Below are 26,136 nucleotides of genomic sequence, written 5' to 3' on the forward strand. Positions count from 1 at the left end.
CGCGCCCCCCACGTCACGAGAGCCGGCGCCCCGCCCCTGCCGGGGCCGGCCCCCCGGCCGGCCGGCCACACCCCTCGACCCCCACTGCGCCACACCAACTCCACCGACAACCACTCCGCCGACAACCACTCCGGTTCAGAAGAACCGCTGGTCCATCGAACGGCCCCGCTCACCCAGCTCACCGAGGGCAACGCCCTCCCAAGCGGAGAGATCGCCATGGCCGCCACTGACCGCGCAACTCTCTTCACCGAACCGGCCTGTGACCACAACCGCGAGAAGTCCGCGAAGGAGCGCAAGGCCGGCTGCCCCAAGCCCGCTCCTGGGGGCACGAGCGGGGGATGCACCTTCGACGGTGCGATGATCACCCTGGTTCCGATCGTTGACAGCGCCCATGTCGTGCACGGCCCCATCGCCTGCGCCGGCAACTCCTGGGACGGGCGGGGAAGCCTGTCGTCAGGACCTGACCTCTACCGACGCGGCTTCACCAGCGACGTCGGCGAGCAGGATGTGATCTTCGGCGGCGAGCAGCGCCTGTTCGACACCATTCTCGAAGCCGTCGAGCGCCACCGCCCGCCAGCGGTGTTCGTCTACTCGACCTGCGTCACCGCCATGATCGGCGACGATCTCGACGCCGTGTGCGCTGCCGCCGCCACGCACACCGGTGTGCCGGTCATCCCGGTGCACGCGCCGGGATTCGTCGGCAACAAGAACCTCGGCAACAAGATCGCCGGTGACGCGCTGCTCGAGCACGTCATCGGCACGGTCGAGCCGGCCGACGTGAGCGAGTACGACGTCAACCTGGTCGGCGAGTACAACATCGCCGGCGAGCTGTGGGACGTCCTGCCCACGCTGTCCAAGCTGGGCCTGCGGGTGCGGGCCTGCATCAGCGGGGACGCGCGCTACGCCGACGTCGCCGCCGCGCACCGGGCCCGCGCGACGATGGTCGTCTGCTCCCGGGCCCTGCTGGGGCTGGCCCGCGGGCTGGACGAGCGTTACGACATCCCCTGGTTCGAGGGCAGCTTCTACGGCGTCCGGGCGATGAACGACACGCTGCGCCAGTTCGCCCGCCTGCTCGGCGGCGGCGCGCTCGCCGAACGCGCCGAGGAGCTGATCGAGCTCGAGCAGACCGCCGTCGACCTGGCCCTGGAGCCCTACCGGGAGCGGCTCGCCGGCAAGCGCGCCGTTCTCTACACCGGCGGGGTCAAGAGCTGGTCGATCGTCTCCGCGCTGCAGGACCTCGGCATCGAGGTCGTCGCGAACGGCATCACCAAGAGCTCCGACGGGGACGTCGAGAAGATCTCCGAGCTGCTCGGCCCGGATGCGAAGATCGTCTCCGAGGGCAGCCCGCGCGAGCTGCTGCGCATCGCGGACGAGACCCGCGCGGACATCCTGGTCGCCGGCGGCCGCAACATGTACACCGCGCTCAAGGGGCGGCTGCCCTTCCTGGACATCAACCAGGAGCGGCACATCCCCTACGCGGGCTACCGCGGCGCCGTCGAGCTCGCCCGCCGCCTCGACCTGGCCCTCACCAACCCGGTGTGGGAGCAGGTCCGTGCCCCCGCACCCTGGGACGTCGCCAGCACGCCGGCGGAGGTGGCGTGATGGCGCGGGTCGTCACGAGCAGCCGGCGGGCCGGCCTGGACCCGCTGAAGTTCAGCCAGCCCCTCGGCGGCGCCCTGGTCTTCCTCGGCCTCGCCAGCTCCATGCCGGTGATGCACGGCTCGAAGGGCTGCGCGTCGTTCGCCAAGGCGCTGCTCACCCGGCACTTCAACGAGCCCGTCCCGCTGCAGACCACCGGGATCACCGAGGTCACCGCGGTCATGGGCAGCGGTGAGGAGCTCGTGGTGCACCTGGACGCGATCCGCGCCAAGCAACGCCCAGAGATCATCGGGCTGCTGACCACCGGGGTCACCGAGGTCAGCGGCGAGGACGTCGGCGGCCAGATGCGCCAGTACATCGCGATGATGGAGCACACCACTCCCGAGGGCGCCCCGCTGATCGTGCGGGTGTCGACGCCTGACTTCGTCGGCGGCCTGTCGGACGGCTGGTCGGCCGCGCTGCGGGCGCTCGTCACGACGGTGCCGTTCGACGGGGCCGACCCCGACGGCCACGACCTTGACGGACCCGACCGTGACGGCCTCGAGTGTGGGAACACGGTCGCGGTGCTAGTCGGCCCGTCCCTGACCGCCGCGGACCTCGACGAGCTGAGCGCGCTGATCCGCTCGTTCGGGCTGAGCCCGGTCCTCGTCCCGGACCTGTCAGGCTCGCTGGACGGGCATCTCGCCCCGGCCTGGCAGCCGACGACGACCGGCGGGACGGACCTGACCCGGCTGCGCCGCCTCGACCGGGCGGGCCTGGTGATCACCGTCGGGGCGACCGCGGCCGCCGCCGGTGCCGACCTCGCCGGCCGCACCGACGCCGATCTCCTGCACTATGACCACCTCAGTGGCCTGCGGGCGGTGGACGGGCTGGTCAGCGACCTGATGGCCCGGTCCGGCCGCGGTCCGTCCTACGAGGTGCGCCGGGCCCGGGCCCGGCTCGCCGACGGTCTGCTCGACACCCACTTCTACCTGGGTGGCGCCCGGGTCGCGCTCGCGATGGAGCCCGAGGCGCTGGTCGCCGTCGGCTCGCTGCTGTGCGACGTCGGTGTCGAGATCGTGGCGGCAGTCTCCCCGACGGACGCCCCCGTGCTGGCCACCGCCCCGTGGGACGAGATCGTCATCGGCGACCTGGCCGACCTGGAGGAGCGGGCGGTCGAGGGCGGTGCGGAGCTGGTCATCGGGTCCAGCCACACCCGGGCGGTCGCCGACCGCATCGGCATCCCGCACCTGCCGGTCGGCTTCCCGATCTACGACCGGCTTGGCGCGGCCCTGCGCACCACCGCCGGGTACAGCGGCAGCCTGCGGCTCCTGGTGGACGCGGCGAACCGGCTGCTCGACCACCACCACCAGCACGCGGAGCACCCGCACGCGGAGCACCCGCAGGCAGAGCACCCGCTGACAGAGCCCCAGCACATCGAGCACCAGCACATCGAGCACCAGCACGCCGACCACCGCGCGGAACCGCACCGGGACCACCCGGGTCACCGCGCCGAGCGCAGCGACGTCGACGTCAGCCCGCACCCGATCGACCCGTTCGACGAGCTCGACGTTCTGTGCGAGGAGCCCTCATGTTGAAGATCGCCTTCGCGACCGGCGACGGAAGCGCCGTCGACCAGCACTTCGGCTGGTGCCGCCGGTTCGACGTCTACGAGGTCGGACCGCAGGGCTACCGACTGTACGAGACCCGTGAGCTCGGGCCGGCCGAGGAGGACGAGGAGGACAAGATCGCCTCTCGGCTGGCCGCCGTCACCGACTGCGCGATCCTCAACGTCTCCGACATCGGAGGGACCGCGGCCGCGAAGGTCATCAAGGCCCAGATCTACCCGATGAAGGTCGCCAAGGGCACCGCGATCGACGGCCTGCTCACCAAGTTCGTCGACGTGCTCGCCGGCAGCCCGCCGCCGTGGCTGCGCAAGATCCTGCGGGCGCACAGCCCCCAGGAAGCTCCCGCCTGGACGCCGGCCACGACCGGTTCGTCCGCCTCGGATTCGGCCACGTCGACCCCGACAACCATGGGAGGAACGGCATGACCGCATCGACATCCGCGGCGAACGGGAAGGTCGAGGGGTTCCTGAAGGACCTCGCAGACCAGCTCCGCGCCGGCGACACCTACGGCAAGCTCGACAAGTTCTCCGACGAGGCGATGCTCGCCCCGTTCGTCCTCACGAAGGAGCAGCGGCGCCAGATCTCGGTGGCCTGCGACATCGACGCGGTCATCGAGGCCCGGGTGCGCTCCTTCTACCAGGCGGTCGCCGCCGCGGTGGAGAAGGCGACCAGGGCCGAGACGACCACGGTGCTCGACCTGAACCACGAGGGGTTCGGCCGGGTCGTCATCTTCGCGGGACGGCTCGTGGTGCTCTCCGACGTCCTGCGGGACGCCCAGCGCTTCGGCTTCAACTCCCTGGAGGACCTCGCCGCCCGCGGCGAGGCCTTCGTGACCGCCGCCGCCAAGTACGTCGACCAGTACCGGGAGGCTGCCCGCGATGACTCCTGACACCAGCGCCGGCACCGACGTCGCCGCCATCCAGACCCGGCTGCGCAAGATGAACAGCAAGGCGTCCCAGCTCAAGCTCGACCTGCACGACCTCTCCGAGGAGCTGCCGCTCGGCTGGGAGGGCATCCTCGACGTCGCCCGCCGCACCTACGACGCCTACGCCGAGGTCGCGGTGCTGGAGAACGAGCTGCGCGCGGCGAAGGAGGCGGCGAAGTGAGCGCCGCCGGCCAGGTCGACGAGCAGCTCGCCGAGTTCCGGCGCTGCTCCACCGCCGAGCAGTACTTCGAGCTGCTCGACGTCGATTTCGACCCGCGGGTGGTGGCCGTCAACCGGCTGCACATCCTGCGCTACTTCGCGGGGGAGATCGCCGGCCTGCATGACGCGGCGGACGCCGCGCAGTCGCCGGAGGAGCTGCTGCGCCACTACCGCGAGGCCCTGATCCGCTCGTACGAGGCCTTCACCACGGCGACGGCGCTGGACCACCGGCTGTTCAAGGTCCTCAAGGACCGCGCGCCGGAGCCGGAGGCCTTCGTCCCGGTTTCCGAGATCACCATCGAGCGTTCCGCGACCGCGGGCCCGCAGGGGAAGGAGCAGAGCTGATGAGGTCGGCCTTCGACGTCGGCGATGTCGTCGCCACCACCAAGGCGCTGCGCCAGGACGGGACCTTCCCGGACCCGGACATCCCCACCGGCCAGATCCTGGTCGAGGAGGGCACCCGCGGCGAGGTCATCAATGTGGGCCTCTACCTGCAGGAACACATCGTCTACGCGGTCGCCTTCGAGAACGGACGCGTCGTCGGCGCCCTCGAGCGGGAGCTGGAGGCCGCGGGCCGCGAGTTCCGGCCCACCACGCCCGACCACGCCGACCACACCCAGGACGGGGACACCGTCCACGCCACGAGTTCCGCGGCTGACAGCAGCGTCGCCGTGACCAGCGGGACCACCGATGAGGAGGAGGGGCTGTCGTGACCAACGAGCCCGTCGCGCTCCCGGTGCTGTCCACCGCGCCGGCGGCGCCGACGTCCACCGCGCCGGCCGCCGCGGGTGGCTGCGCGTCGAAGAAGAGCTGCGGCAGCAGCGCTCCGGCGACCGACCCGGAGATCGCGGAGAAGATCGCGAACCACCCGTGCTACAGCTCCGAGGCGCACCAGTACTACGCCCGGATGCACGTGGCGGTGGCGCCCGGCTGCAACATCCAGTGCAACTACTGCAACCGCAAGTACGACTGCGCGAACGAGAGCCGGCCGGGCGTCACCAGCGACCTGCTCACCCCCGAGGACGCCCTCGCCAAGGTCAAGCTGGTCGCCAGCGAGATCAAGCAGATGAGCGTGCTGGGCATCGCCGGCCCGGGTGACCCGCTGGCCAACCCGAAGCGCACCTTCCGCACCCTGGAGCTGGTCGCCCGGGACTGCCCGGACATCAAGCTGTGCCTGTCGACGAACGGGCTCACCCTGCCCGACCACGTCGACCGCATCGCCGCCCTGAACGTCGACCACGTGACGATCACCATCAACATGATCGATCCGGAGGTCGGCGAGCGGATCTACCCCTGGGTCGCCTACAAGGGCAAGAAGTACACCGGCCGGGAGGCGTCGAAGATCCTCTCCGAGCGCCAGCTCGAGGGGCTCGCGATGCTCGCCGAGCGCAAGATCCTCGCCAAGGTCAACTCGGTGATGATCCCGGGGGTCAACGACGAGCACCTCGTCGAGGTCTCCCAGAAGGTGCACGAGCTCGGCGCCTTCCTGCACAACGTGATGCCGCTGGTTTCCGCGCCCGAGCACGGCACCGTCTTCGGCCTCTCCGGCCAGCGCGGCCCCACGGCGCAGGAGCTCAAGGCGCTGCAGGACCGCTGCGAGGGCGGCGCCGACATGAACATGATGCGGCACTGCCGGCAGTGCCGGGCCGACGCCGTCGGCCTGCTCGGCGAGGACCGCGGCGACGAGTTCAGCCCGGAGACGTACCAGGGCCGCGAGATCGCCTACGACCTCGAGGGTCGCCAGGCCGCGCACGCCCAGATCGAGCGGTGGCGTGAGGAGAACCGCGCCGAGCGCGAGACGCTGAGCATCACCGGCACCGGAAGCAAGCCGGAGGACACCGTCCTGGTCGCGGTGGCGACCAAGGGCAGCGGTGTGGTGAACCAGCATTTCGGGCACGCCACCGAGTTCTGGATCTACGAGGCCGGGCTCAACTGGGCCCGTCTCGTCCAGACCCGCGACGTGCAGCGCTACTGCGAAGGCGCGACCGAGTGCGGGGACGGGGCCTCGGTGCTCGACAAGACCATCGCGATGCTTTCGGACTGCGCCGCCGTGCTGTGCAGCAAGATCGGTCCCGGTCCGTATGACGCCCTCGAGGACGCCGGCATCGAACCGGTCGAGGTCTACGAACTGATCGAGAAGGCTGTCGCCACGACCGGCGCCCGGATCACGGCCCGGGCCGCCGCCGAGCAGGCGGCCGGCTCCGACGACGCCGGTACTTCCCCGACCGACGTCGTCGCCGAGCTGGACCTCGACGTGCTGGGGGGCGAGCTGGTCGACGTCGACCTGCTCGACCCGGACCTGATGGACGAGGACCCGTTCGAGTTCGCGGTCACCGTCCGCCCCGGTTCCTGCTCCGGCGGTGCCGGAAAGGGTGGAAAGGGCGGTGGCTGCTCGGGCGGACCACGTCACGCCGAGGCCGGCCCGGGCCAGGCCGTGTCCGGGCGGCTGACCGAGCCCGCTGGCGACGGAACCGGTCAGATCCGCCCGGACACGGGCTCTCCTACCGAGAGCGCCCGAGCCGAAAGCGCACGAACCGGCAGCCCCCGAACCGACAGCTCCCGCACAGCTGGCTCACGCAGTGTTGACGCCGGTGCCGACCGATCCCACTCGGTCGGTGCCCGCGCCGAAGGTCCCCATCTCGAAAGCGCCGCCTCCGACGGCGCCGACCTGGAGGTAGCCCGGTCATGACCCTCGCCCCGAGCACCATCGAACTGACCGAGCGCGCCAGGAAGCAGGTGCGAACCCTGATCGGCGGCAGCGCCGAGACCGCGGGCTTCGGGCTGCGGGTCGGGGTGAACCCGGGCGGTTGCTCCGGCTTCACCTACACCCTGGCCCTGGCGCCGGGCGCGGAGAGCGACGACATCGTCATTCACGAGGACGGCTTCGACGTGTTCGTCCACACGTCGATGATCGGCCACCTGCGGGGCCTGCTCGTCGACTACGTCGAGTCGCTGACCTCGTCCGGCTTCACCTTCACCAACCCGAACGCCACCAGCTCCTGCGGCTGCGGCAACAGCTTCGGCACCCCCGAGGAGCCCGAGCGGGCCGAGGCCGACGCGAAGCTGCGTGCGCAGGTCGAGGACGTCATGGCCGAGATCCGGCCGTTCCTGCAGGGCGACGGCGGCGACGTCCAGGTGGTCACCGTGCTCGCCGGCAACGGGCAGCCCGGCACGGCCGAGGTCCACATCCGCCTCGTCGGGGCGTGCAACGGCTGCTCCAGCGCCTCGGCGACGGTCACCGCGGTCATCGAGAAGCGGATCAAGGAGAGCCTGCCGGAGATCGGGCGCGTCGCGCTCGTTCCCTGACCCGCCTGACCCGCCTTACGACAGATCACCAGGCCGACCACACCACCGAGCAGAGGGAGCCTTCATGGACAACGACATGATCGTTACCTCGCGCGAACCTGAGCAGGCTTTCGCCCCAGTGGTTCCGACGGCCCCGACGGCCCCGGTGGCCCCGGTGGCGCCGGCTCGTCCGGCTCGTCCGGCCGATGTCGGCGGGGCCGCCGCGCGGGCGGAGAACGCGCCGCCGCAGCAGCGGACCGCCCGCCACGACCTGCCCGGCCTGTTCGACCGCCAGCTCGGCATCCCGGGCTTCGGGCCGCAGGCCCAGGAGCGACTGAGCCGGGCGACGGTGCTCGTGGCGGGAATCGGTGGTCTCGGTGGTGCGGCGGCGACGTACCTCGCCGCCGCCGGTGTCGGTCGGCTGGTCCTGGTCCATCCGGGCGTGCTGGAGGAACCCGACCTCAACCGGCAGACCCTCATGCGCCCCGAATGGATCGGTCGCTCCCGGGTGGCCTGCGCGGAGCAGACCCTGCGCGCGCACCACCCGGGAGTCGAGATCGTCGGCTTCGACCGTGAGCTGGCCGACCTGCCCGAGCTGGGCCAGCTCGTCGCCGCGGCGGATGTCGTCGTGGACGCCCGGCACAACTTCCCCGACCGGTACCGGCTCAACGACCTGTGCGTGGCGACCGGAACCCCGGCGGTCATCGCCGCGATGAACGCCACCGAGGGCAACGTGCTGGTCGTCGAGCCGGGGACACCCTGCCTGCGCTGCGTGTTCAGCGAGGGCGACCCCACCTGGGAACCGCTCGGGTTCACCGTGCTCGGTGCGGTGTCCGGCCTGGCGGGCTGCCTCGCGGCGATGGAGTCCATCAAGATCATCGCTCGGTTCGGTGAGCCCGCCAGCGGCCGGCTGCTCCAGTACGACCTGTGGGACATGGACTTCCGGTCGCTGCGGGTCCGGTCCGACCCGACCTGCCCAGCGTGCGCCCAGGCCCGGGTCCGGCGGCAGCCCGAGGAGCCGAGGTGATCTACCTCGACCACAACGCGACCACGCCGGTGGACCCGCGCGTGCTGGACGCGATGCTGCCGCTGCTCACCGAGCAGTTCGCCAACCCGGCGAGCAAGCACGGGCCGGGCCAGGAGGTGACCCGGATCGTCGAGCGGGCCCGCCGCGAGGTCGCCACGCTCGCCGGCGCGCGGGCCCGTGACGTGGTCTTCACCTCCGGCGCCACCGAGGCGGCCAACCTGGCCATCGGCGGGGCGCTCGCCGCCCTCACCGCCGCCGGTTCCGGCCGTCGCCGGGTGCTCGTCGGGGCGACCGAACACCCCGCGGTGCTCGGCGCCGCCGACGCCGCCGCGGCGGCATCGGCCGGTCCCGGTGCGGGCTCCGGCACCCTCGCCGAACGCATCGCCGTCCACCCGGACGGCACCATCGACGTCGACGACCTGCGCCGTCGGCTCGGGCCCGACGTCGCCCTCGTCGCCGTCATGGCGGCGAACAACGAGACCGGGGCCGTGAACGACCTGCGGCCCCTGGTCGAACCCGTGCACGCGGCCGGTGCGCTGCTGTTCAGTGACATCACCCAGGCCCTGGGCCGGATCCCGGTCAGCCTCGACCGGACCGGCGTCGATGTGGCCGTCGCGTCCGCGCACAAGCTGTACGGCCCCAAGGGCGTCGGTGCGCTGATCGCGTCGAAGGACGCCTGGGCACGCATCGCGCCGCAGACACACGGCGGAGGCCAGGAACGCGGCCGGCGTCCCGGCACCCTCAACACCGCCGGGATCGCCGGCTTCGGCGCGGCCGCCCGCCTCGCGGCCGCGTCGATGACCGACGACGGAAACCGCCAGCGTGCGCTGGTGGCGCTGCTGACCGAGCTGCTCGTCAAACGGCTCGGCCGGGGCGCCGTCGAACTGAACGGCCCGGTGCGGGCCAGGCTGCCGAACACGGTCAACCTGCGTTTCGTCGGCGCGGGCGCCGACGAGGTCCAGGCCTGCCTTCCGCACGTCGCGGTCTCGGCTGGATCGGCCTGCAGCGGCGGTGGGGACACCCCGTCGCACGTCCTGCTGGCCATGGGCCGGACCGCCACCGAGGCCCGGGAGAGCCTGCGCTTCAGCCTGGGCCGCGCCACGACCCCCGAGGAAATCCGCACCGTCGCGGACCAGGTGGCCCGCGCTGTCCAGCGCGTTCGCTCCCTTACCCAGAGCACCCCCATCCAAGACGAGGTTCGCGATGACAACCGAGCTCGAACAGCCCGACCCGCGGGTACGCCGGCTTAAGGGAGTCGTCATCCGGTTCGCCGGTGACTCCGGTGACGGCATGCAGCTCACCGGTGACCGCTTCGGTGCGCAGGCCGCGGAGGCCGGCAACGACGTGGCGACCCTGCCGGACTTCCCGGCCGAGATCCGGGCGCCAGCCGGCACCGTCGGCGGTGTCTCCAGCTACCAGCTGCACGTCGCCGACCACGACATCACCACCCCCGGTGACCAGCCCGACGTCCTCGTCGCCATGAACCCGGCGGCGCTGAAGGCCACCCTCAAGGACCTCCGCCCCGGTGGCGTGCTGGTCGTCGACTCCGGCGCGTTCAACGTGCGCGCCCTGGAGAAGGCCGGCTACGACTCCGACCCGCTGACCGACGGCTCACTGAGCAACTACATCGTCCACGCGGTCGACCTGACCGGGCTCGCCGTCGGCGCCACCGAAGGCCTCGGCCTCAAGCGCAAGGACGCCGCCCGGACGAAGAACATGTTCGCGCTCGGCCTGGTGTCCTGGATGTTCAACCAGCCGGTCGAGAGCACCGTCGCCTACCTGGAGAAGCGCTTCGCGAAGAAGCCGCCGGAGATCCTCGCCGGCAACCTCGCGTCGCTGCGGGCCGGGGTGGACTACGGCGACACCACCGAGGCGTTCGCCGTCTCCTACGAGGTCAAGCCCGCCCCGCTGCCCCCGGGCACCTACCGGCACATGCGCGGCAACCGGGCCATCGCGTTCGGCCTCGTCGCCGCCGCGCACCAGGCCGGCATGCCGCTGTTCCTCGGCGCCTACCCGATCACCCCCGCCACCGACGTCCTGCACGAGCTGAGCAAGCTCATCTCGCACGACGTCCGCTCGTACCAGGCGGAGGACGAGATCGCGGCGATCGGCGCGTCGATCGGTGGCGCGTTCGCCGGCATGCTCGCCGTTACCGTGACCTCCGGGCCGGGCATGGCGCTCAAGTCCGAGGCGATCGGCCTGGCGATCTCGCTGGAGCTGCCGCTGGTCATCGTCAACGTGCAGCGCGGTGGCCCGTCCACCGGCCTGCCGACCAAGACCGAACAGTCCGACCTGCTGCAGTCCCTGTACGGCCGGCACGGCGAGGCCCCGCTGCCCGTGCTCGCCGCGCAGAGCCCGGCCGACTGCTTCAACGCGGCCTTCGAGGCGGCGCAGATCGCCCTGGAGCGCCGGACCCCGGTCATCCTGCTGTCCGACTCCTACATCGCCAACGGCAGCGAGCCGTGGAAGGTGCCGGACGTCAGCGAGCTGCCCGACCTGGGCATCGAGTTCGCCACCGAGCCGAACGGCATCGGCAAGGACGGCAAGCCCGCGTTCCACCCGTACAAGCGTGACCCGCGCACCCTGGCCCGTCCGCTGGCCATCCCCGGCACCCCCGGTCTGGAGCACCGCATCGGTGGTCTGGAGAAGGCCGACGGCAGCGGCGAGATCTCGCACGACGCGGACAACCACGACCTGATGGTCCGCACCCGCCAGAACAAGGTCGACGGCATCGAGGTGCCGCCGCTGGAGGTCGACGACCCGTCCGGCCCGCCCGGATTCGGCTCCAAGCTGCTCGTCATCGGCTGGGGCTCCACCTACGGCCCGATCGGCGCGGCCTGCCGGCTCGTCCGCCAGCAGGGGCTCGCCATCGCCCAGGCCCACCTGCGCTACCTCAACCCGCTGCCGGCCAACCTCGCCTCCATCCTGGCCGCCTACGACACCGTGCTCGTCCCCGAGATGAACCTCGGGCAGCTCGGCGGGCTGCTGCGCATGCACTGCCAGATCGAGCCGGTCGGCTACACCCAGACCCGCGGCCTGCCCTTCCGCGCCGTGGAGCTGGCCGCGGTGTTCACCCGGCTCGTCAACGACCTCGAGGACGGCGCCGCGGCACTGTCCACCGAGGACATCAAGGCCATCGGCGGCACCGGCAAGGTCGGCCGCAGCGAGCTCGGATCGGAGAAGAACAAGTGACCAGCCCCGACGCGGTAGGCAAGCAGCTCACCGCCAAGGACTTCTCCGCGGGCGAGGCCCGCTGGTGCCCTGGCTGCGGTGACCACGCCATCCTCAACAACATGCGCAACCTGATGCCGACCCTCGGCATCCCGCGCGAGAACTTCGTGGTGATCTCCGGCATCGGATGCTCCTCCCGGCTGCCGTACTACCTCGACACCTACGGCATGCACTCGATCCACGGCCGCGCGCCGTCGATCGCGACCGGTGTCTCGATCAACCGGCCCGACCTGTCGGTGTGGGTCGTCACCGGTGACGGTGACGCGCTGTCGATCGGTGGCAACCACCTGATCCACGCGCTGCGCCGCAACGTCAACCTCAAGATCCTGCTGTTCAACAACCAGATCTACGGTCTGACCAAGGGCCAGTTCTCGCCGGCGACCAAGCCCGGCACGATCACCCCGTCCAGCCCGTTCGGCTCGCTCGACCACTCCTTCAACCCGCTGGCGCTGGCGCTCGGCGCGGAGGCGAGCTTCGTCGCCCGCACCGTCGACACCGACAAGAAGCACATGATGGAGATCCTCGCCGCGGCCGCCGCCCACGACGGCTCCGCGCTGGTCGAGATCCGGCAGAACTGCCCGACCTTCAACCACGGCGAGCGGGCCGTCACCGCCGACACGTCGGTGCCGACCCCGGCCGACGGCCCGATCCGTCTGGAGGCCGGCTCGCCGATCCTGTTCGGCGCCGACAGCCAGTGGGCGGTGCTGCGCGACGCCGAGACCGGCGACCTGAAGCTCGGCCGCTCGACGGAGAAGGGCGTCGTGGTGCACAACCCGCGCTCGACCAGCCCGACCTACGCCTACGCGCTGGCCCGGATCGCCGACACCGAGCCCGAGCTCGCGCCGATCGGCGTGTACCGCGCGGTCGAGCGGGCGAGCTTCGACAAGCAGTACCAGGACCGGCTCGCCGACGCCCGCGCAGGTGGCCGTGGCGACCTGCAGGACCTGCTCACCGGCAACGACTCCTGGACGGTCCCGGCCCGGTCCTGACCCGGTCCTGACCCGGTCCGGACCTCTCGACCTGACCCTCTCCCCGTAGCTGACAGGGCTGCCCTGACCGGTTGATCCGGCCAGGGCGGCTGGTCAGGCCAGGCTTTGTCAAACCCGGCCAGGGCGTTCTGAGCGAACCGCAGGCAACGAGATTCTCCCGGGCCCGACACGGTCCCGTCGACGGAAAGAAGAACTCCGATGCCCTACGTCGTCACGTCCCCCTGCATCGACGTCAAAGACGGCGCATGCCTCGACGAGTGCCCGGTCGACGCCATCTACGAGGGCGCCCGGAAGCTCTACATCAACCCCAACGAGTGCACCGAGTGCGGTGCCTGCGCCTCGGCCTGCCCGATCGGCGCCATCATGCTCGACCTCGAGGTGCCCAAGCCCGAACGGCCGTTCGTGAAGACCGACAAGGAGTTCTTCGCGAAGGCGCTGCCGGGCCGCGACGAGCCGCTCGGCGACCCGGGTGGTGCCAAGGCCGCCGGCAAGATCGGCGTCGACACCCCCTTCGTCGCCGAGTTCCAGGCCGCGGAGTAAGCGGCGCCCGCCCGTCCCCCGGGCGCACACCGCACCCCGGGGGCGTCCACCCGCAACGCGAACGGCCCATCCGTCACCGTCGACGGATGGGCCGTTCGCGTTGCGGCATCTCCGCTGGGCGGAATCTGCTCCGTGTACCGAACACCCTCTGTTAATAACGACCTTGAAACGCAGATTTCCGATGTCGTGGCACATCGCGCGCGGCGGGGCGTAACCACAGGTCACGGGGTGTCTCCGTGCGGAGATTCCAGGTGGATGGAAGTGCGCCCTCGGTGTACGCAAGGTAGTTGGTGCCATCGCCTGTGGCGGTATCACCTGATTCTGGTTGCCTGTCCGTATGCGGCATGCTACGGTCTGGCCAACACAATGGTTCCTTCGTGAGTCCGCTACGACGCTCTTCACGTCGTGTCTTGGGAGGCCTTTACGGGGAAGGCTCCGCCGTCGTCGACGGACGGTATGGATTGAAGGGTTGAAGGGTCCGCCCCGGTTTCCGTGGCGAGAGTGAGCCTTTGTGTCCTCGGCTCGGCTCGGCGGTATCCCGGCCCCCGGCCGGGAACGGAAACGGTTGCAGAGGTCTCCTGACGCCGCCTGACGGCCCAGGTCGGTGCTGGATATGCGCAGGTCTGACCTGGACTGGCCGCGGCTGCGGGATATGGCGGCTCAAATCTGGTGCAAGCACACCGGAACGCGTCGCAGACCATCGTTCCAGGTCGGCCTTCCCGGTTATACAAGAGGCGGCCATCCGTGGCTTGTGTCCGAACGGCCGTGTTTCTCGGTGGATCTTCTTATTCGAGGTGAAATGCTCAGTACGGACGTCTTCGAGGAGCTGGTCAGCCGCGTTGCTGGTGTCCAGCGGCAGGACGTGCGGTTCGAGGCCCGGTTGACCGACGATCTGGGACTGGACTCGTACGGGCTGCTGGAACTCTGCTCGGCGCTGGCGGATGTCGGCGTGGACGTCGGCGAGGAGGACTGGCTGGCCGCCGGGACCGTCGGTGATCTCTACACGCGGTGCTGTGCCGGTGGCCTCCCGGGCGCGGCGGAGGCCGGCCGGCTTCGCACCGGGGTGCCGCATCCTTCGCTGCCGCAGGCCGAGGCCCTGACGGGGCCCGGCGCGTCGGGCGGCTCGGACCGCTCGGCCGGCTCGGACGGCTCGGACGACGAGGTGCTGCCGCCGGAGCTGGCCGGACGGTACTTCCAGCTGACTCCGGTCCTCCCGTCGATGGCTCCTTTCCTGTACGAGCTTTCGATCGCGCCGGACGTCGGGTTCCGCTGGCGCTACCGGGGTGCCTTCCCGCCCTATGAGAAATTCGAGGCGGACCTCTGGCAGGGCATGCTGGCGCAGTTCCTGATCGTTTCGCGTGAAACTGGCGAGGCGGCCGGTCACGCTATCTGCTACAACCCTGACTTCGGCCTGGGAAACGCCTATGTCGGTGTCGCGATGACCGGCCGGTACCAGCGGTCCGGGATCGCCGCCGAACCGGTCGTCCTGTTTCTTCGCTACCTGTTCGACGTGTGGCCCTTCCGAAAGCTCTACTTCGAGCTGCCGGAGTTCAACTGCCGTCAGTTCGCGAGCGCGATCGGCAGCACACTGCACATCGAGGCACGCTTCCGGGATCACGACTACTACCGCGGGCGACGCTGGGACCGCGTCGTCCTCGCGGCCTACCGGCAGGACCTGTATCCGGCCGGATCGGCCGGTCGGGGTGAGGGGATCGACCTCTCGAGCGTGTAGCCGGATTCCGATTCGCTCGGCGCCGCGGCGGGTCTCCCCGCCGCCCGACCGTGGAGCACAGAAGGATTCTCGATGGTTTATCTGCTTGAACGGATGGAATCAGCCGCACGGAAGAACGGTGCCGTCACCTTCCTCTCGCCGTCGGGAGACGACGAGGTCGTCGGCTGGGGTGATCTGTACGCGGACGCCGTGAACCTGGCGGCAGTCCTGCAGACGGCGGGTATCGGCCCGGGCCGATCCGTGGTGATGCTGGCGCTGGCGTCACGGCCGGCGGTGACGGCGGCGATGGCGACCTGGCTGGCGGGCGGTGCCCTGACGATGGCACCCACGCCGACCCGGACGATGGACGAGGCCGCGTTCGTCGCCGAGACCGTGCGACGCATCGACCGGCTCGGTGGTAGTCCGCTGGTGCTGGTGGGGCCGCGGTTCGACCAGATCCTGCCCGGTCTCGCGACCGGCGGGTGGGACGTCCGAATGCTCGACGACGTCCACGCCGAGGTTCGTGGCAGTGACGGGCTTCCTGCCTATCTGCCGCCGTCACTCACCGATGACGACCCGGCGATCCTGCAACTGACCAGCGGGACAACGGCGAGTGCGAAGACAGTGCGGGTCAGTCACGGGAATCTCGCGGCCAATGTGGAGGCGATCAAGGCCAGGGACGAGCACGACCGCTTCCACGGGCGGATCCTGTCCTGGCTGCCGCTGTCCCACGACATGGGCCTGATCGGCACCCTGATCATCCCGATGACCTGCGGTGGCTGTGACCTGCTGCTGTCCTCGCCACTGGACTACCTGGCCCGCCCGGCGAGCTGGATGGCGCAGATCTCGGAGTATCGAGCCACGTCGACGGTCGGTCCGAACTCCGCCTACGCACTGGCTGCCAAGCTTCTGGCGACCGGACCGGCTCTGGACCTGTCTCAGCTGCGCGGGATCCTGACCGGCGGGGAGAGCGTCGACCTCGACGCGATGACCGCGTTCACCGCCGCCGCGCAGCGTCACGGCTTCAATCCGGCTCTGGTCGTGTCCGCCTATGGCATGGCCGAGACCGTTGTCGCCACGACGATGACGCCGCTCGGCCGTGGCCTGGCTTCCGACAGCGTGGACGCCGACCTGCTCCAGACCGATGGACGTGCCGTCCCGGTCGGGCCAGGCCACACCGGCAGGATCCGCCAGCTCGCCAGGCTCGGTGCTCCGGTCGACGGCCTGCGCCTGCGCATCTCGGACACCGAGACCGGGGCTGTTCTCACGGAACGGCTTGTCGGCGAGATCCAGGTCAGCGGCACCTCGCTGACCGCCGGCTACCACAACGATCCGGAGGCGACGGCCGCCTCACGAACCGCCGACGGCTGGCTGCGCACAGGCGACCTCGGCTACCTGGCCGACGGCGAGCTTGTCGTCACCGGACGGGCTAAGGATGTCATCATCCTCGCCGGCCGCAACATCTACCCGGAAGAGGTCGAGCGGGCCGCGGCCGGCGCCGAGGGCGTCCGCCCCGGCAACGTGGCCGCTTTTCCGTACGAGCGGCCGAACGCGCTGGGCTCCGAGGGGCTGGCCGTCGCCCTGGAAACCCGTTGGCCCAGCGAGCGTCATGCGCAGCTGCGGTCCGATGTCGCCGCACAGATACGTGCTGCCGTCGGGGTCTCGCCCAATGAGGTGCTGATCCTTCCGCCGGGGAGTCTCCCCAAGACGCCGTCCGGCAAGCTGCAACGCGCCGAGGCACGCCGTCTGCTCGGTATGGGCGGCAGCCCCGCTGAAACGACTTCTTCCAAGAACACTGTTCCGGGCACCGAGGCGGCGATGGCATGAGCGTTGGGCAGAACACGTCGGAGGCGGCACCGGTCGTCGGATACAACGAGGTCCAGGCCTGGAACCTGGACGGCGAGCCCACGGCGAAGTCCGACGCCGTCGTGCGGATTGTTGATGGCCTTCTCGCCGCCTGGCGGGAACCAGACCAGGACGAACGCACCCGACGGTTGGAAGGCTGCGTCGCCGGCACGGTCGTCTTCACGAACCCGGCCACCCGCGTCGAGGGGCCGGCTGGAATCAGCGCCCACATCGCTCAGGTTCGGGACCGACTTCCGGGCTACCTTCCGGTTCGGACGAGCGGCATCGACATCCATCACGACCACGCCCGCTTCGAATGGTCACTGCGGGACAGCGCCGGCAACGTGGGGCTGCGCGGTTTCGATATCCTCAAGTTCGACTCGGCGCCGGCGATCCTCGCCGTCACGAGTTTTTTCGGCCCGATTCCTCGAATCACCTACACCTACGGCTCGACCAACGGATCCAATGAAGGCCCGTCGGGATGAGACATCCTCGCGGTGCCGCCGCGGACGAATGGAACTCAAGGCCGTAGCCGACGCGCGGGATCGTCATGGGCCCGGGTATCGGAACCGGATAGCACAGTTCTCCACGCCGTCCGCAACGGACTGGCGACCTTCGCACATCAGTCAGGAGAAGAATGGATTTCCGTTGGTCACTCGCCGACTCCTACGACCGGGCGCCGAAGCCCGCTCGCCGGGAGCGCTCACGTAGTACCACGTTGACCGCCGCCGCGGTCGCGGCGGGGGTCGCGTCGATGCCCATCGCCGCCAACGCCGGTTCGTTCAGCACCTCCCTCAGCAACTTTCCCCAGGAGGGCCAGACGAGTCGTTTCGGTGTTGGCAACGGCTCCGCTCCGATACACCTGGAGCAGAGTGGCTGCAATCAGCAGCAGATCCAGAGCGATCTTCGTCGCGACATCAACCTCGCGCCCGACAGAAGCTATGGCGTCGTCAACTTCACCAACTGCGTCGACTACACGCAGGGGTACGCCTGGAGTAATTCTGACGGCGCGACCGGACAGTTCTTCTTTCAGTTCTGGTGGCCAGGTGCCAGTAACACCACTCTTACGACCAAGTCCACGAAGGCGTGGTGGGACTACTCGGCCAAGCCCTAGTGGATCAGGCGGATGCGTGGCCTCATGTGCTTCGCGTGGGCTTCGTGTGAGCTTCGCCCCTGACATCTGAATGACCTGGGCGGGCTGTTCGCCCGGTCGGCAGGGGTTGACGGTGGCAGGCCGGGCGAACACCGCCTGCCACCGTCTCTCGCCGGATCGCCGATGTCCATTGTGTGGTATATCCTGCGACAGCAACGGTCCTGCGCGAGGTTGGCGGGAAGGCTCCGACAGTGGGCGAACCCAATTTTCCTGAACCAGGTGTTGAGATGCTTCTGAGGAATATCGCCTTTCGTTATGGCCGGCGGGCTCCGGTGGTGGAGGGGCTTGACCTCGCGCTGGACGAGCGGCCGCTGGTGATGATCGGCCCGAACGGGGCCGGGAAGTCGACGGTGCTGCGGCTGATGGCCGGGCAGCTGCGGCCACGGTCAGGGCGGATCGAATACGCCGGCAAGATCGGGTTCGCGCCACAGTTCACGCCGGTGCTGCCGAACTTCACGGTCGAGCAGCAGGTGCGGTATGCGGGCTGGCTGTCGGGGCTGTCCCGCCGGGAGGCGGCCCGGTCCGCGGGCCCCGCGCTGGCGCGCGCGAACCTGGAGGCGTTGGCACGGCGCCCGGCCCGGCAGACGAGCGGCGGGGAGCGTGCCCGGCTGGGCATCGCCTGCGCGCTGGCGACCGACCCCGACCTGCTGCTGCTCGACGAGCCGACCGCGTCGCTGGACCCGCTGGCCCGCGAGTCGGTGTCCGAGGTGCTCACCGAGCTCGCGGGAGCGGGGACGAGGCTGGTCGTGACGTCCCATACGGCTACGGAGGTGCGGCCGCCGTTCGAGCGGCTGATCGTGCTCGACCATGGTGTCGTCCGGTTCGACGGCTCACTCGGCGAGTTCTTCGACAACGCGCACGACGACAGGGTCGTCGCGGCCTTTGCGCAGGCTCTTCGTGTCCACTGACCTCCCGGCGCTCGCAGCGTCGGTTTCACCGACCGGGAACGCGGTGCCGGGATCGACCCGAAGGCGAAGCGGGGCTTGGCCGTCGACGGATCGGTCCTGGTGGCGGGAGCCGGCGATTCTGCTGGCGCCGCTGGCGGCGTTCGCCGCCTGGCTCTACAGCCACAGTGACCCGGGGGTCGACTGGTACGTCCTCGGCCGGGCCCGATCCGCCAACGACGCGGTGATCGCGCTCGGGCCCTACGTCGCCGCGGTCGTCGCGTGGGAGATGGGGACGCTGCGCCGGGTCTGGGGGCGGCTGGCGGTGCGGCGCCCCTGGTGGCGGGTCCTCGCGGCCAGGATGGCGCTCCCGGTCACGATCGCCCTGCTCATCCTGGTGGCGATCTACGCGGTCATGCTCGCGGGTCTGCCCACCTTCGCGTCGCCGGGGTGGGGCATCCCGGCGCTGTCGGTGGCGAACGTGCTCGGCTGGGCGCTTTTCGGTGCGGCCCTCGGGCTCGTCCTCGGCCCCATCCTGTCGCTGCCGGCTGCTCTCATCGTGCCGTTCCTGGTCCTCGCGGTCCCGAGAAGCTGGGGGGACCCGCTGTGGGCCCGCCACGTGACCGGCCTGGTCGACGGTTGTTGTGATCCTTCCGGGGTCTACGACACCCGGGCTCTGACCGCGGGGCTAGCGTTCCTCACCGTGATCGATGTCGTCTCCCTCTGCGTGGCCGCTGTCCGGCTCGCGCCGGCCAGGTCGGGCCTGGGGCGTCCGGCGTTGGCGCTCGGCGTTGTCGTGGTGGCGATCGCTGGCGGGTTGTCCGCAGCCCAGGACGTCCGGCAGCTGGACGCTTCGGCGAGCGCCCCGCGCAACTCCGACGCTGTGCGGTGCTACGACGGGAACGTCTGCCTCTGGCCTGAGGAGACCTTCGCGCTCGACGCGAACGTCCAGGCCTGGAAACGGGTCCGCGCGGCGTGGATCGATCTCGGCCTGCCGGAGCCACCGGTGGCCATCGGCCCACGCAACAGCGGAATGCCACTGCCGATCACGGTCGCCTACCCCGGCGCGGCCGGTGACATCGAGAACGTCGAAATGGGCCTGGTCACAAGGCTGCCGGCCGCGATGCGTGGCTGCTTTTACCGGCAGTACGGCCTCCTCACCGGGGGGGACAATGATCCGGCGAGATTCGAGCTCCTGTCGTCGCTACTCAGGGCCCGGCTCGGTCGGCCGGTCGACGGTCCCGTTCCGGTGACCGCGGACCAGGCCTCCCAGGTCTGGTCGCAGACCCATCGATGTGAGGAAGGCCAAGCCGGTGGCTGATTACCTCCGGGCCCACCGCCTGGCCTCGACAGCTGGCCTGGCGGCGCTGCTCGCACTGGCGGGCTGGGCCTTCGCCTCGACCACGCTGCCCATCCCGCAGCTGCTCTCCGGCGGATCCCAGCCCGTCCTGTTCCAGCTGCTCCTGACAACCCTGGCCGCGCCGGTCGTCGTGGCGGCCTTCCCGGAGGAGACGCTTCGGCTGGAGAACGCGTCGCGTCGCCGGCTGTGGGTCTACGACGTCGTCACACTGGTCGCCGTCCTCGGCCCGGTCCTCCTGGTCTCGGCCGTCGCACCGCTGCTCGGCGACGGCACTCACACCGACGAGCTGGCCCGGAACACCGCCCTGTTCGTCGGCTTGGCCCTCGGCGTGTACGCGGCCTTCGGCCAGACGGCGGCGCTGGTCGTGCCGTGCGTCTACTTCCTGGCCGTCGCGACGGCGGGAGGCCTTCCCTACGGCGGCTATCGGTCCTGGGCTTTCCCCGCGGCGGATGCCAACCCGAGCAACTCCACCGTCGCCGCGGTCGTGTTGCTCGTCGGCCTGCTGGTCTTCGCGGTCCGCCAACGCCGCCCCGCCCGCCCGCGGTCCGGGAAGATGCGGGTTCCGATCACGCCGTCCGGAACGTCGGCCGTCGGCGCAGACGCGAGCCGGGCCAGCGGCTGACACGCAAGCCTCAGATCCCTCCGCCGGATGCGCTGGCGCCGAACAGCTCCAGGTACCTCTGCGCAGAGTTCGGGTGGAGCTGCGGGTTGAGCAGCGACGAGCGGACGTTGTTCGACTCGGCGGTGTTGAAGTAGGCCTCGTAGGCGAGAATGTCCCGGTTCTGGTCGAACAGGTCGTGCATCTTCTCGATGAACAGCGGGTTGTCGCCGCCGCCGTGGCGGTCCGCGCGGGCCAGCCCCCATTCGGGCACCGCGAACTTCTTCCCGTGCGCCCGCGCGAAGTTGATCACGGTGCACGTTCCGGACGGGACGTTGCACTGCTCGTCGAAAAGCTCCGCGGTGGTCGACGGCGGGTACGAGTCGTAGACGTCGCTGCTGACGATGTCCACGTAGTCATCGCCCGGATAGGCGGCCCAGACGTCGTCACCGTTGGTCATCCGGTCTCGGTGCGCGCTCACGTTGAAGTCGATCAGCACACCCGGGGCCGTGGACCGGATCGCCGTCACCGCGCGCTGGAAGCAGGTCTTCCAGGTCTCGGTGTTGCGCGGGTGCCACCAGAACCAGTTCCCGTTGTACTCCCAGCCGAGCCGCACGATCGCGTCCGGCCGCCCGTTACGGATCAGGGTCTGCCCGAACGCCGCCCAGTACTGGTCGTACTGGCCGTTCGCGCAGCTGCGTTCGTTCCCGGATTCGGGGAAGAGCGGCTGCGCGATGGAGACCTGCCCCGGGAAGACGCTCTTCGGGTAGTTCGAGAGCGGCCAGTCCGAGAACACGATGTGCTGCCAGTTGTTCCGGACGGTGAAGACCACGGCGATGTCGGACGCCCGCCCGGTCCAGCGGTCCCAGGCCCAGATGTCGAGCGGCGGGTTCGCGTTCGTGCCGGACGGCCAGCGGACACCGGGGGCGGCCGGTCCGTCCGAGGTCGGCTCCGGCTCGGTGGGTTCCGGGGCCGGTGGGGCGTCGGCCGTGCCGGTGGCCGGGCGCGGGCTGGGCGCGGCGGTGCCGGAGGTCCGCCGCTGATCGCCGGAGCCGGTGGCGAGGGCTATCAGGCCAAGCGCCCCCAGCAGCAGGACCAGCGCCGCGGCCACCGCACCGATGACAGTCCGGCGTCGCCGCCGCGGCGGACGTCCCTTCGCCGGCACGCTCCGATGGCTCCCACGCCGCCGGCCTCCCCCGGGCCTCGCGGGTTCCTCGCTGCCCGCGCCGCGGGCGGTGCCCTCGCCCGCTCCGTCGCCCGAGCCCGCGCCGCCGACAGCACCGCCTACCGCGCTGCCGGGGGTGCTTTCGGCCGTCTCTTCGGGCGCGTCGCCGCCGGTGTTCGCGGCCGTGCCTTCGGGCGCGTCGCCGCCGGTGTCCGCGGCCGTGCCTTCGGGCATGCCGTCGGCCGTGGGGAGCGGAACCGTGTCACTGATCGCGCGGGTCGTTGTCGGAGCCGCCGTGACGGCTGCGTCCGCAGCCGCGCCTACGCTGGCCGGTTCCGCCTTCGGCTTCGCCGCCGCCACCGTTGTGCCGCCTGCTTTGCTGGCTGCCTCGTGCCGTCGCACGCACTTCCCCCATCGAGCGCCCCGCCGCACACTCACCGCCCGCCGCCTGAGCCCCGCAGGCCTCGGGCGGGGCGCAACCGTGCGACGCCTATGTCGGCGGACGCCGACCCATCATCCCAACCTTGGTACGGGATCACATGGGTGGACACCCGGCAAATGCCACCGGGGTGCCCTCTGACCAGCGGAAACGAAAGCGGACAACGGCAGGTGGGAGTCCGGGGAGGGTGCGTGGTCGATGTATGACTGGATCCGGCGAGCAGGACGATCGCTCGACGATCTCGCCCGGCGGCGTCCACTCGGCTCGCGCTCACCGGCGCGCCCGGATCCGTACGGCTCGAAGAGTTGAGGCCCGCCACCCCCTCAGGGCTGCGTTACCCACTCGGGAGCGACCAACATCCTTCGGGTCTTCGGCGCTTTTCGGTCGGGATCCCGGATCCAGCCGCTCTGTTGGAGCGCGATCCTCGCTTGGGCGGCCATCACCGTGGTGATGTTGACGGGATGTCGTCACCACCTGCTGTTACCTGAGAGCTGTGAGGTGTTGGAGGTGTTGAGGGGTGGAAAGCGTGAAGGATTTTGGTCGTGCTGACGACCAAAATCCTTCACGCTTGTTTGCTAGCAACGTGGCCCGGCTCGGCCGCTCCGCTCCGCCGCTGCGCCGGGTTCTGCGACACGCTCGCCAGCGACCACAATGCTCAACTCTTGCCCGGCAGCAACGGCAGCAACGGCAGCAACGGCAGCAACGGCAGTAACGGCAGCTGCTGTAGCAGGCGGCGCGCCCGTCCGCGTTAGGCCGCCGCGGTGAAGGTGATCGGCAGCGTGAGCGGGGCCCGGGTCAACGTCGTGTGGTAGTGGATCTCCGCGTCGTCGCGCAGGCGGAAGTCCACCATCCGGCGGAGCAGTTCCTCCAGGGCGATGCGCATGTTCAGCCGGGCGACGTTCGAGCCGAGGCAGCGGTGTGGGCCCGCGCCGAACGCCAGGTGCCGGTTCGTGGCCCGCTCCAGGTCGAACGTGTCCGGATTGGTGAACTCGTCGTCGTCGTGGTTCGCCGACGCCCAGTACATGAGCACCTTGTCGCCCGCGCTGATCTGCTGGTCGCGGAGCTGGACGTCTGCCGTCGCGGTGCGGGCGATGGCGATGAACGGCGCGTCGAGGCGGAGCAGCTCCTCCACGGCGGCGGGAATCCGCTCCGGATGCGCCCGGAGGTAGGCCGGGATCTCCGGCTCCCGGCAGAACCGCGCCATCATCAGGCCGAGCGCGCCGGCGGTCGTCTCCAGACCGCCCAGAATGAGCAGCTGGACGATACCGATGATCTCGCGCTCGGTCAGTGGGCGCTCACCGATCTCGGCGGTGAACAGCGCGTCGACGACGTCACCGCGCGGCGGCCGCCGACGCCTGGACTCGACGAAGCCGGTGATCCATTCGGAGAGCCCGGCCCAGCATTCCTTGCCCTGCGGATCGTTGGGAATGGACGACTTCGACGCGAGGTAGGCGACCTTCTCCAGGTCCTCGACGGGCGCGTCGAGGGCGAAGGTGAAGAAGCTCAGGCTCGGGAACGGGCGGGCGAAGTCGTCCATGAACTCGCATTCGCCCCGGTCGATGAAACCGTCGATGAGCCGGGTGACCAGCTCCCGGGTCGGCTCCGCCCAGCTGGCGATCGCGGCCGGGGTGAAGTGCGTGTTGATGAGCTTCTTGTAGGCCCGCTGCTCCGGTGGGTCGACCTCCACCGGAATGTTGCGGACGTGGGTCGTGCTCGGCGGGATGTTGAGGCCCTGGGTCGAGGTGAACGACTGCCAGTCCTGGGCGACGCGCAGGACGTCGTCGTACTTCGTGAGCACCCAGAAACCCTCATGCTTGTCACTGTGGGTGACCGGGCATAAGGATCGCATCCTGGTCAGGGTTTCCGGGAGTGTCGCCGCCAGCTCCGGGGAGAGATGGTCGAAGCTCCGGGTACACCATTCGTCGGGCAGCCGGCCTGCCGGTGCCTGGGCGGCAGCTGCGCCGGTGGCTGTGTTCGGTGCTGTCGGATCCATCTCGGCCCCCAGTTCCTCGGTTCCTCTTTGTCCGTGGTTCCTCGTTGTCTCAGGCCGTGTCGATCCAGACCGATTTGACGTTGAGGTAGTCGTCGAGGGACTGCTGGCCCATTTCTCGGCCCCAGCCGCTGGTCTTGTAGCCGCCGAACGGAACGGCCGGGTCCATCACGTTGTACGAGTTCACCCAGACCGTGCCGGCCTGCAGGTCACGGGCGAACCGGTGCGCCTTGCCGACGTCGCGCGTCCACACCCCGCCGCTGAGGCCGAACTGGGTGTCGTTGGACCGTGCCACGACCTCTTCGGCGGTGTCGAAGGGCAGCACGCAGGCGACCGGCCCGAAGATCTCCTCCCGGGCGACGCGCATGTCGTCGGAGACGTCAGCGAGCACCGTCGGCGGGACGAAGTAGCCGTGGGCCAGGTCGCCTTCGGTGAGCCGGGCGCCGCCGACGGTGGTGCGCGCGCCCTCCTCCCGGGAGAGGTCGAGGTAGCCGACGACCCGCTCGAGCTGCTCCGCGGAGACCAGCGGGCCGATCCTGGTCTGCGGGTCGAGGCTGTTGCCGACCCGCAGCTTCGCCGCCTGCGCCGAGATCCGCTCCACGAACTCGTCGTAGATGGGGCGCTCGACGTAGATCCGGGTGCCGGCGCAGCAGATCTGTCCGGAGTTGAAGAAGACTCCCAGCGCGGCGCCCGGCACGGCCTTGTTCAGGTCCGCGTCGGCGAAGACCACATCGGGGGACTTGCCGCCGAGCTCGAGGGAGACCCGCTTCAGGTTGCCGGCCGCCGCCCGCACGATGTGCTGCCCGACAGCCGTCGAACCGGTGAAGGCCACCTTGTCGACGCCCCGGTGCGCGGCCAGCGCGGCGCCGGTCTCGCCGAAGCCGGTCACGATGTTCACCACGCCCGGCGGGATCCCGACCTCGTTGATCAGCTCGCCGAGGCGCAGCGCGGCGAGGCTGGCCTCCTCCGCCGGCTTGAGCACCATCGTGCAGCCGGTGGCCAGCACCGGGGCGATCTTCCAGATCGCGTTGCTGATCGGGCGGTTCCACGGGACGATCGCCGCGACGACCCCGACCGGCTCCTTCAGGGTGTAGGTGAACATGGAGCCCGGCACCGAGTTCGGGATCGTCTCACCGTGGATGCCGACCGCCATCCCGGCGAAGTGGCGCAGCACGCTGGCCTCCCAGGCCGAGCTCGGCCCGGGCCGGCGGCGGCCGATCGGCGTGCCCATGTCGAGGGTCTCCAGCAGCCGGAGCTCCTCGTAGTTCTCGGCGACGGCGTCCGCGAGCGCCCACAGCAGCCGCTGACGCTCGTCCGGCGTGCTGTTCCGCCACGGCCCCTCGAAGGCGGCGCGGGCAGCCGCGACCGCCTGGTCGACGTCCGCGGCGCCGCCCTGGGCGATCTCGACCAGCGTCTCCCCGGTGGACGGGTTGATGCTCGGGAACGTCGCGCCGTCCGCGGCGTGAACCCATTCGCCGCCGATCAGCAGCCGCCCGGGCCCGGCCTTCAGGAGCGGGATCGTCGCCGCTTCGGGTGGGCTGAGAGTCGACACCGGTGCTCCTTGTCGGT

The 26,136-nt window shown here is 70.3% G+C and carries 24 protein-coding genes; 21 read left to right on the plus strand and 3 right to left on the minus strand.

Going from position 1 to position 26,136, the window contains the following annotated elements; all coding sequences use genetic code 11:
- Window positions 1-216 precede the first annotated feature (216 nt).
- From nifE to ACG83_RS37035, 21 genes are all read left to right on the plus strand, one after another.
- Window positions 217-1,602, plus strand: a complete 1,386-nt coding sequence (gene nifE, locus ACG83_RS36935; RefSeq protein ID WP_054570881.1) for a nitrogenase iron-molybdenum cofactor biosynthesis protein NifE — start codon at window positions 217-219, stop codon at window positions 1,600-1,602.
- On the plus strand, window positions 1,602-3,176 hold the full coding sequence (gene nifN, locus ACG83_RS36940; protein WP_054570882.1) for a nitrogenase iron-molybdenum cofactor biosynthesis protein NifN: 1,575 nt from the start codon (window positions 1,602-1,604) through the stop codon (window positions 3,174-3,176). The genes nifE and nifN overlap by 1 nt, the downstream gene beginning before the upstream one ends.
- Window positions 3,170-3,631, plus strand: coding sequence for a nitrogen fixation protein NifX (gene nifX, locus ACG83_RS36945; RefSeq protein WP_054570883.1), 462 nt, complete (start codon window positions 3,170-3,172; stop codon window positions 3,629-3,631). Before nifN ends, nifX begins: the two co-directional genes overlap by 7 nt.
- A complete protein-coding gene (locus ACG83_RS36950; protein ID WP_006540883.1) occupies window positions 3,628-4,095 on the plus strand; it encodes a NifX-associated nitrogen fixation protein in 468 nt (155 codons plus the stop codon). The genes nifX and ACG83_RS36950 overlap by 4 nt, the downstream gene beginning before the upstream one ends.
- Window positions 4,085-4,312, plus strand: a complete 228-nt coding sequence (locus tag ACG83_RS36955) for a CCE_0567 family metalloprotein (protein WP_006540882.1) — start codon at window positions 4,085-4,087, stop codon at window positions 4,310-4,312. Before ACG83_RS36950 ends, ACG83_RS36955 begins: the two co-directional genes overlap by 11 nt.
- Entirely contained in the window at window positions 4,309-4,695 is a 387-nt protein-coding gene (nifW, locus tag ACG83_RS36960; RefSeq protein ID WP_054570884.1) for a nitrogenase-stabilizing/protective protein NifW, read from the plus strand. The genes ACG83_RS36955 and nifW overlap by 4 nt, the downstream gene beginning before the upstream one ends.
- The gene (locus ACG83_RS36965; protein ID WP_054570885.1) at window positions 4,695-5,063 is read left to right on the plus strand and encodes a nitrogen fixation protein NifZ; all 369 of its coding nucleotides are present in this window, start codon (window positions 4,695-4,697) and stop codon (window positions 5,061-5,063) included. Before nifW ends, ACG83_RS36965 begins: the two co-directional genes overlap by 1 nt.
- Window positions 5,060-7,039 carry a nitrogenase cofactor biosynthesis protein NifB gene (nifB, locus tag ACG83_RS36970; RefSeq protein ID WP_054570886.1) on the plus strand — a complete coding sequence of 660 codons (1,980 nt, stop codon included), beginning with the start codon at window positions 5,060-5,062 and terminating at the stop codon, window positions 7,037-7,039. The genes ACG83_RS36965 and nifB overlap by 4 nt, the downstream gene beginning before the upstream one ends.
- A complete protein-coding gene (locus ACG83_RS36975) occupies window positions 7,036-7,656 on the plus strand; it encodes an iron-sulfur cluster assembly accessory protein (RefSeq protein WP_054570887.1) in 621 nt (206 codons plus the stop codon). Before nifB ends, ACG83_RS36975 begins: the two co-directional genes overlap by 4 nt.
- Window positions 7,657-7,720: 64 nt before the next feature.
- Window positions 7,721-8,662 (plus strand): HesA/MoeB/ThiF family protein, encoded by a 942-nt coding sequence (locus ACG83_RS36980; protein WP_235498419.1) that lies wholly within the window; start codon window positions 7,721-7,723, stop codon window positions 8,660-8,662.
- A complete protein-coding gene (locus ACG83_RS36985) occupies window positions 8,659-9,912 on the plus strand; it encodes a cysteine desulfurase family protein (RefSeq protein WP_054570888.1) in 1,254 nt (417 codons plus the stop codon). The genes ACG83_RS36980 and ACG83_RS36985 overlap by 4 nt, the downstream gene beginning before the upstream one ends.
- The gene (locus ACG83_RS36990; protein ID WP_054570889.1) at window positions 9,866-11,854 is read left to right on the plus strand and encodes a 2-oxoacid:acceptor oxidoreductase subunit alpha; all 1,989 of its coding nucleotides are present in this window, start codon (window positions 9,866-9,868) and stop codon (window positions 11,852-11,854) included. The genes ACG83_RS36985 and ACG83_RS36990 overlap by 47 nt, the downstream gene beginning before the upstream one ends.
- Window positions 11,851-12,882 carry a 2-oxoacid:ferredoxin oxidoreductase subunit beta gene (locus tag ACG83_RS36995; RefSeq protein WP_054570890.1) on the plus strand — a complete coding sequence of 344 codons (1,032 nt, stop codon included), beginning with the start codon at window positions 11,851-11,853 and terminating at the stop codon, window positions 12,880-12,882. Before ACG83_RS36990 ends, ACG83_RS36995 begins: the two co-directional genes overlap by 4 nt.
- A 198-nt stretch (window positions 12,883-13,080) precedes the next feature.
- Window positions 13,081-13,422, plus strand: a complete 342-nt coding sequence (fdxA, locus tag ACG83_RS37000; protein WP_054570891.1) for a ferredoxin — start codon at window positions 13,081-13,083, stop codon at window positions 13,420-13,422.
- A 799-nt stretch (window positions 13,423-14,221) separates the two neighbouring features.
- Entirely contained in the window at window positions 14,222-15,154 is a 933-nt protein-coding gene (locus ACG83_RS37005) for a phosphopantetheine-binding protein (RefSeq protein ID WP_054570892.1), read from the plus strand.
- Between the two features lie 72 nt (window positions 15,155-15,226).
- A complete protein-coding gene (locus ACG83_RS37010; protein WP_063793320.1) occupies window positions 15,227-16,960 on the plus strand; it encodes a long-chain-fatty-acid--CoA ligase in 1,734 nt (577 codons plus the stop codon).
- Entirely contained in the window at window positions 16,957-17,463 is a 507-nt protein-coding gene (locus tag ACG83_RS37015; protein ID WP_054570893.1) for a nuclear transport factor 2 family protein, read from the plus strand. Before ACG83_RS37010 ends, ACG83_RS37015 begins: the two co-directional genes overlap by 4 nt.
- Window positions 17,464-17,615: 152 nt before the next feature.
- Entirely contained in the window at window positions 17,616-18,092 is a 477-nt protein-coding gene (locus ACG83_RS37020) for a hypothetical protein (RefSeq protein ID WP_054570894.1), read from the plus strand.
- 266 nt (window positions 18,093-18,358) lie between these two features.
- Entirely contained in the window at window positions 18,359-19,039 is a 681-nt protein-coding gene (locus ACG83_RS37025; protein ID WP_198955489.1) for an ABC transporter ATP-binding protein, read from the plus strand.
- A 43-nt stretch (window positions 19,040-19,082) separates the two neighbouring features.
- Window positions 19,083-20,336 carry a hypothetical protein gene (locus ACG83_RS37030; RefSeq protein ID WP_161934838.1) on the plus strand — a complete coding sequence of 418 codons (1,254 nt, stop codon included), beginning with the start codon at window positions 19,083-19,085 and terminating at the stop codon, window positions 20,334-20,336.
- Window positions 20,329-20,997, plus strand: a complete 669-nt coding sequence (locus ACG83_RS37035) for a hypothetical protein (protein WP_054570897.1) — start codon at window positions 20,329-20,331, stop codon at window positions 20,995-20,997. Before ACG83_RS37030 ends, ACG83_RS37035 begins: the two co-directional genes overlap by 8 nt.
- Window positions 20,998-21,007: 10 nt before the next feature.
- Here ACG83_RS37035 and ACG83_RS37040 read toward each other — a convergent pair whose 3' ends face one another.
- From ACG83_RS37040 to ACG83_RS37050, 3 genes are all read right to left on the minus strand, one after another.
- The gene (locus ACG83_RS37040) at window positions 21,008-22,498 is read right to left on the minus strand and encodes a glycoside hydrolase family 26 protein (protein WP_369812945.1); all 1,491 of its coding nucleotides are present in this window, start codon (window positions 22,496-22,498) and stop codon (window positions 21,008-21,010) included.
- 827 nt (window positions 22,499-23,325) lie between these two features.
- On the minus strand, window positions 23,326-24,570 hold the full coding sequence (locus ACG83_RS37045; RefSeq protein WP_054570899.1) for a cytochrome P450: 1,245 nt from the start codon (window positions 24,568-24,570) through the stop codon (window positions 23,326-23,328).
- 49 nt (window positions 24,571-24,619) lie between these two features.
- Window positions 24,620-26,119 carry an aldehyde dehydrogenase family protein gene (locus tag ACG83_RS37050; RefSeq protein WP_054570900.1) on the minus strand — a complete coding sequence of 500 codons (1,500 nt, stop codon included), beginning with the start codon at window positions 26,117-26,119 and terminating at the stop codon, window positions 24,620-24,622.
- Window positions 26,120-26,136: the final 17 nt, after the last annotated feature.

The sequence above is a fragment of the Frankia sp. R43 genome, from assembly GCF_001306465.1.
GTDB classification, from domain to species: Bacteria; Actinomycetota; Actinomycetes; order Frankiales; family Frankiaceae; genus Parafrankia; species Parafrankia irregularis.

What these genes read in the sequence shown, in the direction of transcription:
- nifE (WP_054570881.1), top strand. Translation starts at nt 217, where the DNA reads ATGGCCGCCACTGACCGCGCAACTCTCTTCACCGAACCGGCCTGTGAC.
- nifN (WP_054570882.1), top strand. Translation starts at nt 1,602, where the DNA reads ATGGCGCGGGTCGTCACGAGCAGCCGGCGGGCCGGCCTGGACCCGCTG.
- nifX (WP_054570883.1), top strand. Translation starts at nt 3,170, where the DNA reads ATGTTGAAGATCGCCTTCGCGACCGGCGACGGAAGCGCCGTCGACCAG.
- ACG83_RS36950 (WP_006540883.1), top strand. Translation starts at nt 3,628, where the DNA reads ATGACCGCATCGACATCCGCGGCGAACGGGAAGGTCGAGGGGTTCCTG.
- ACG83_RS36955 (WP_006540882.1), top strand. Translation starts at nt 4,085, where the DNA reads ATGACTCCTGACACCAGCGCCGGCACCGACGTCGCCGCCATCCAGACC.
- ACG83_RS36965 (WP_054570885.1), top strand. Translation starts at nt 4,695, where the DNA reads ATGAGGTCGGCCTTCGACGTCGGCGATGTCGTCGCCACCACCAAGGCG.
- ACG83_RS36975 (WP_054570887.1), top strand. Translation starts at nt 7,036, where the DNA reads ATGACCCTCGCCCCGAGCACCATCGAACTGACCGAGCGCGCCAGGAAG.
- ACG83_RS36980 (WP_235498419.1), top strand. Translation starts at nt 7,721, where the DNA reads ATGGACAACGACATGATCGTTACCTCGCGCGAACCTGAGCAGGCTTTC.
- ACG83_RS36990 (WP_054570889.1), top strand. Translation starts at nt 9,866, where the DNA reads ATGACAACCGAGCTCGAACAGCCCGACCCGCGGGTACGCCGGCTTAAG.
- fdxA (WP_054570891.1), top strand. Translation starts at nt 13,081, where the DNA reads ATGCCCTACGTCGTCACGTCCCCCTGCATCGACGTCAAAGACGGCGCA.
- ACG83_RS37005 (WP_054570892.1), top strand. Translation starts at nt 14,222, where the DNA reads ATGCTCAGTACGGACGTCTTCGAGGAGCTGGTCAGCCGCGTTGCTGGT.
- ACG83_RS37010 (WP_063793320.1), top strand. Translation starts at nt 15,227, where the DNA reads ATGGTTTATCTGCTTGAACGGATGGAATCAGCCGCACGGAAGAACGGT.
- ACG83_RS37015 (WP_054570893.1), top strand. Translation starts at nt 16,957, where the DNA reads ATGAGCGTTGGGCAGAACACGTCGGAGGCGGCACCGGTCGTCGGATAC.
- ACG83_RS37020 (WP_054570894.1), top strand. Translation starts at nt 17,616, where the DNA reads ATGGATTTCCGTTGGTCACTCGCCGACTCCTACGACCGGGCGCCGAAG.
- ACG83_RS37025 (WP_198955489.1), top strand. Translation starts at nt 18,359, where the DNA reads ATGCTTCTGAGGAATATCGCCTTTCGTTATGGCCGGCGGGCTCCGGTG.
- ACG83_RS37045 (WP_054570899.1), bottom strand. Translation starts at nt 24,570, where the DNA reads ATGGATCCGACAGCACCGAACACAGCCACCGGCGCAGCTGCCGCCCAG.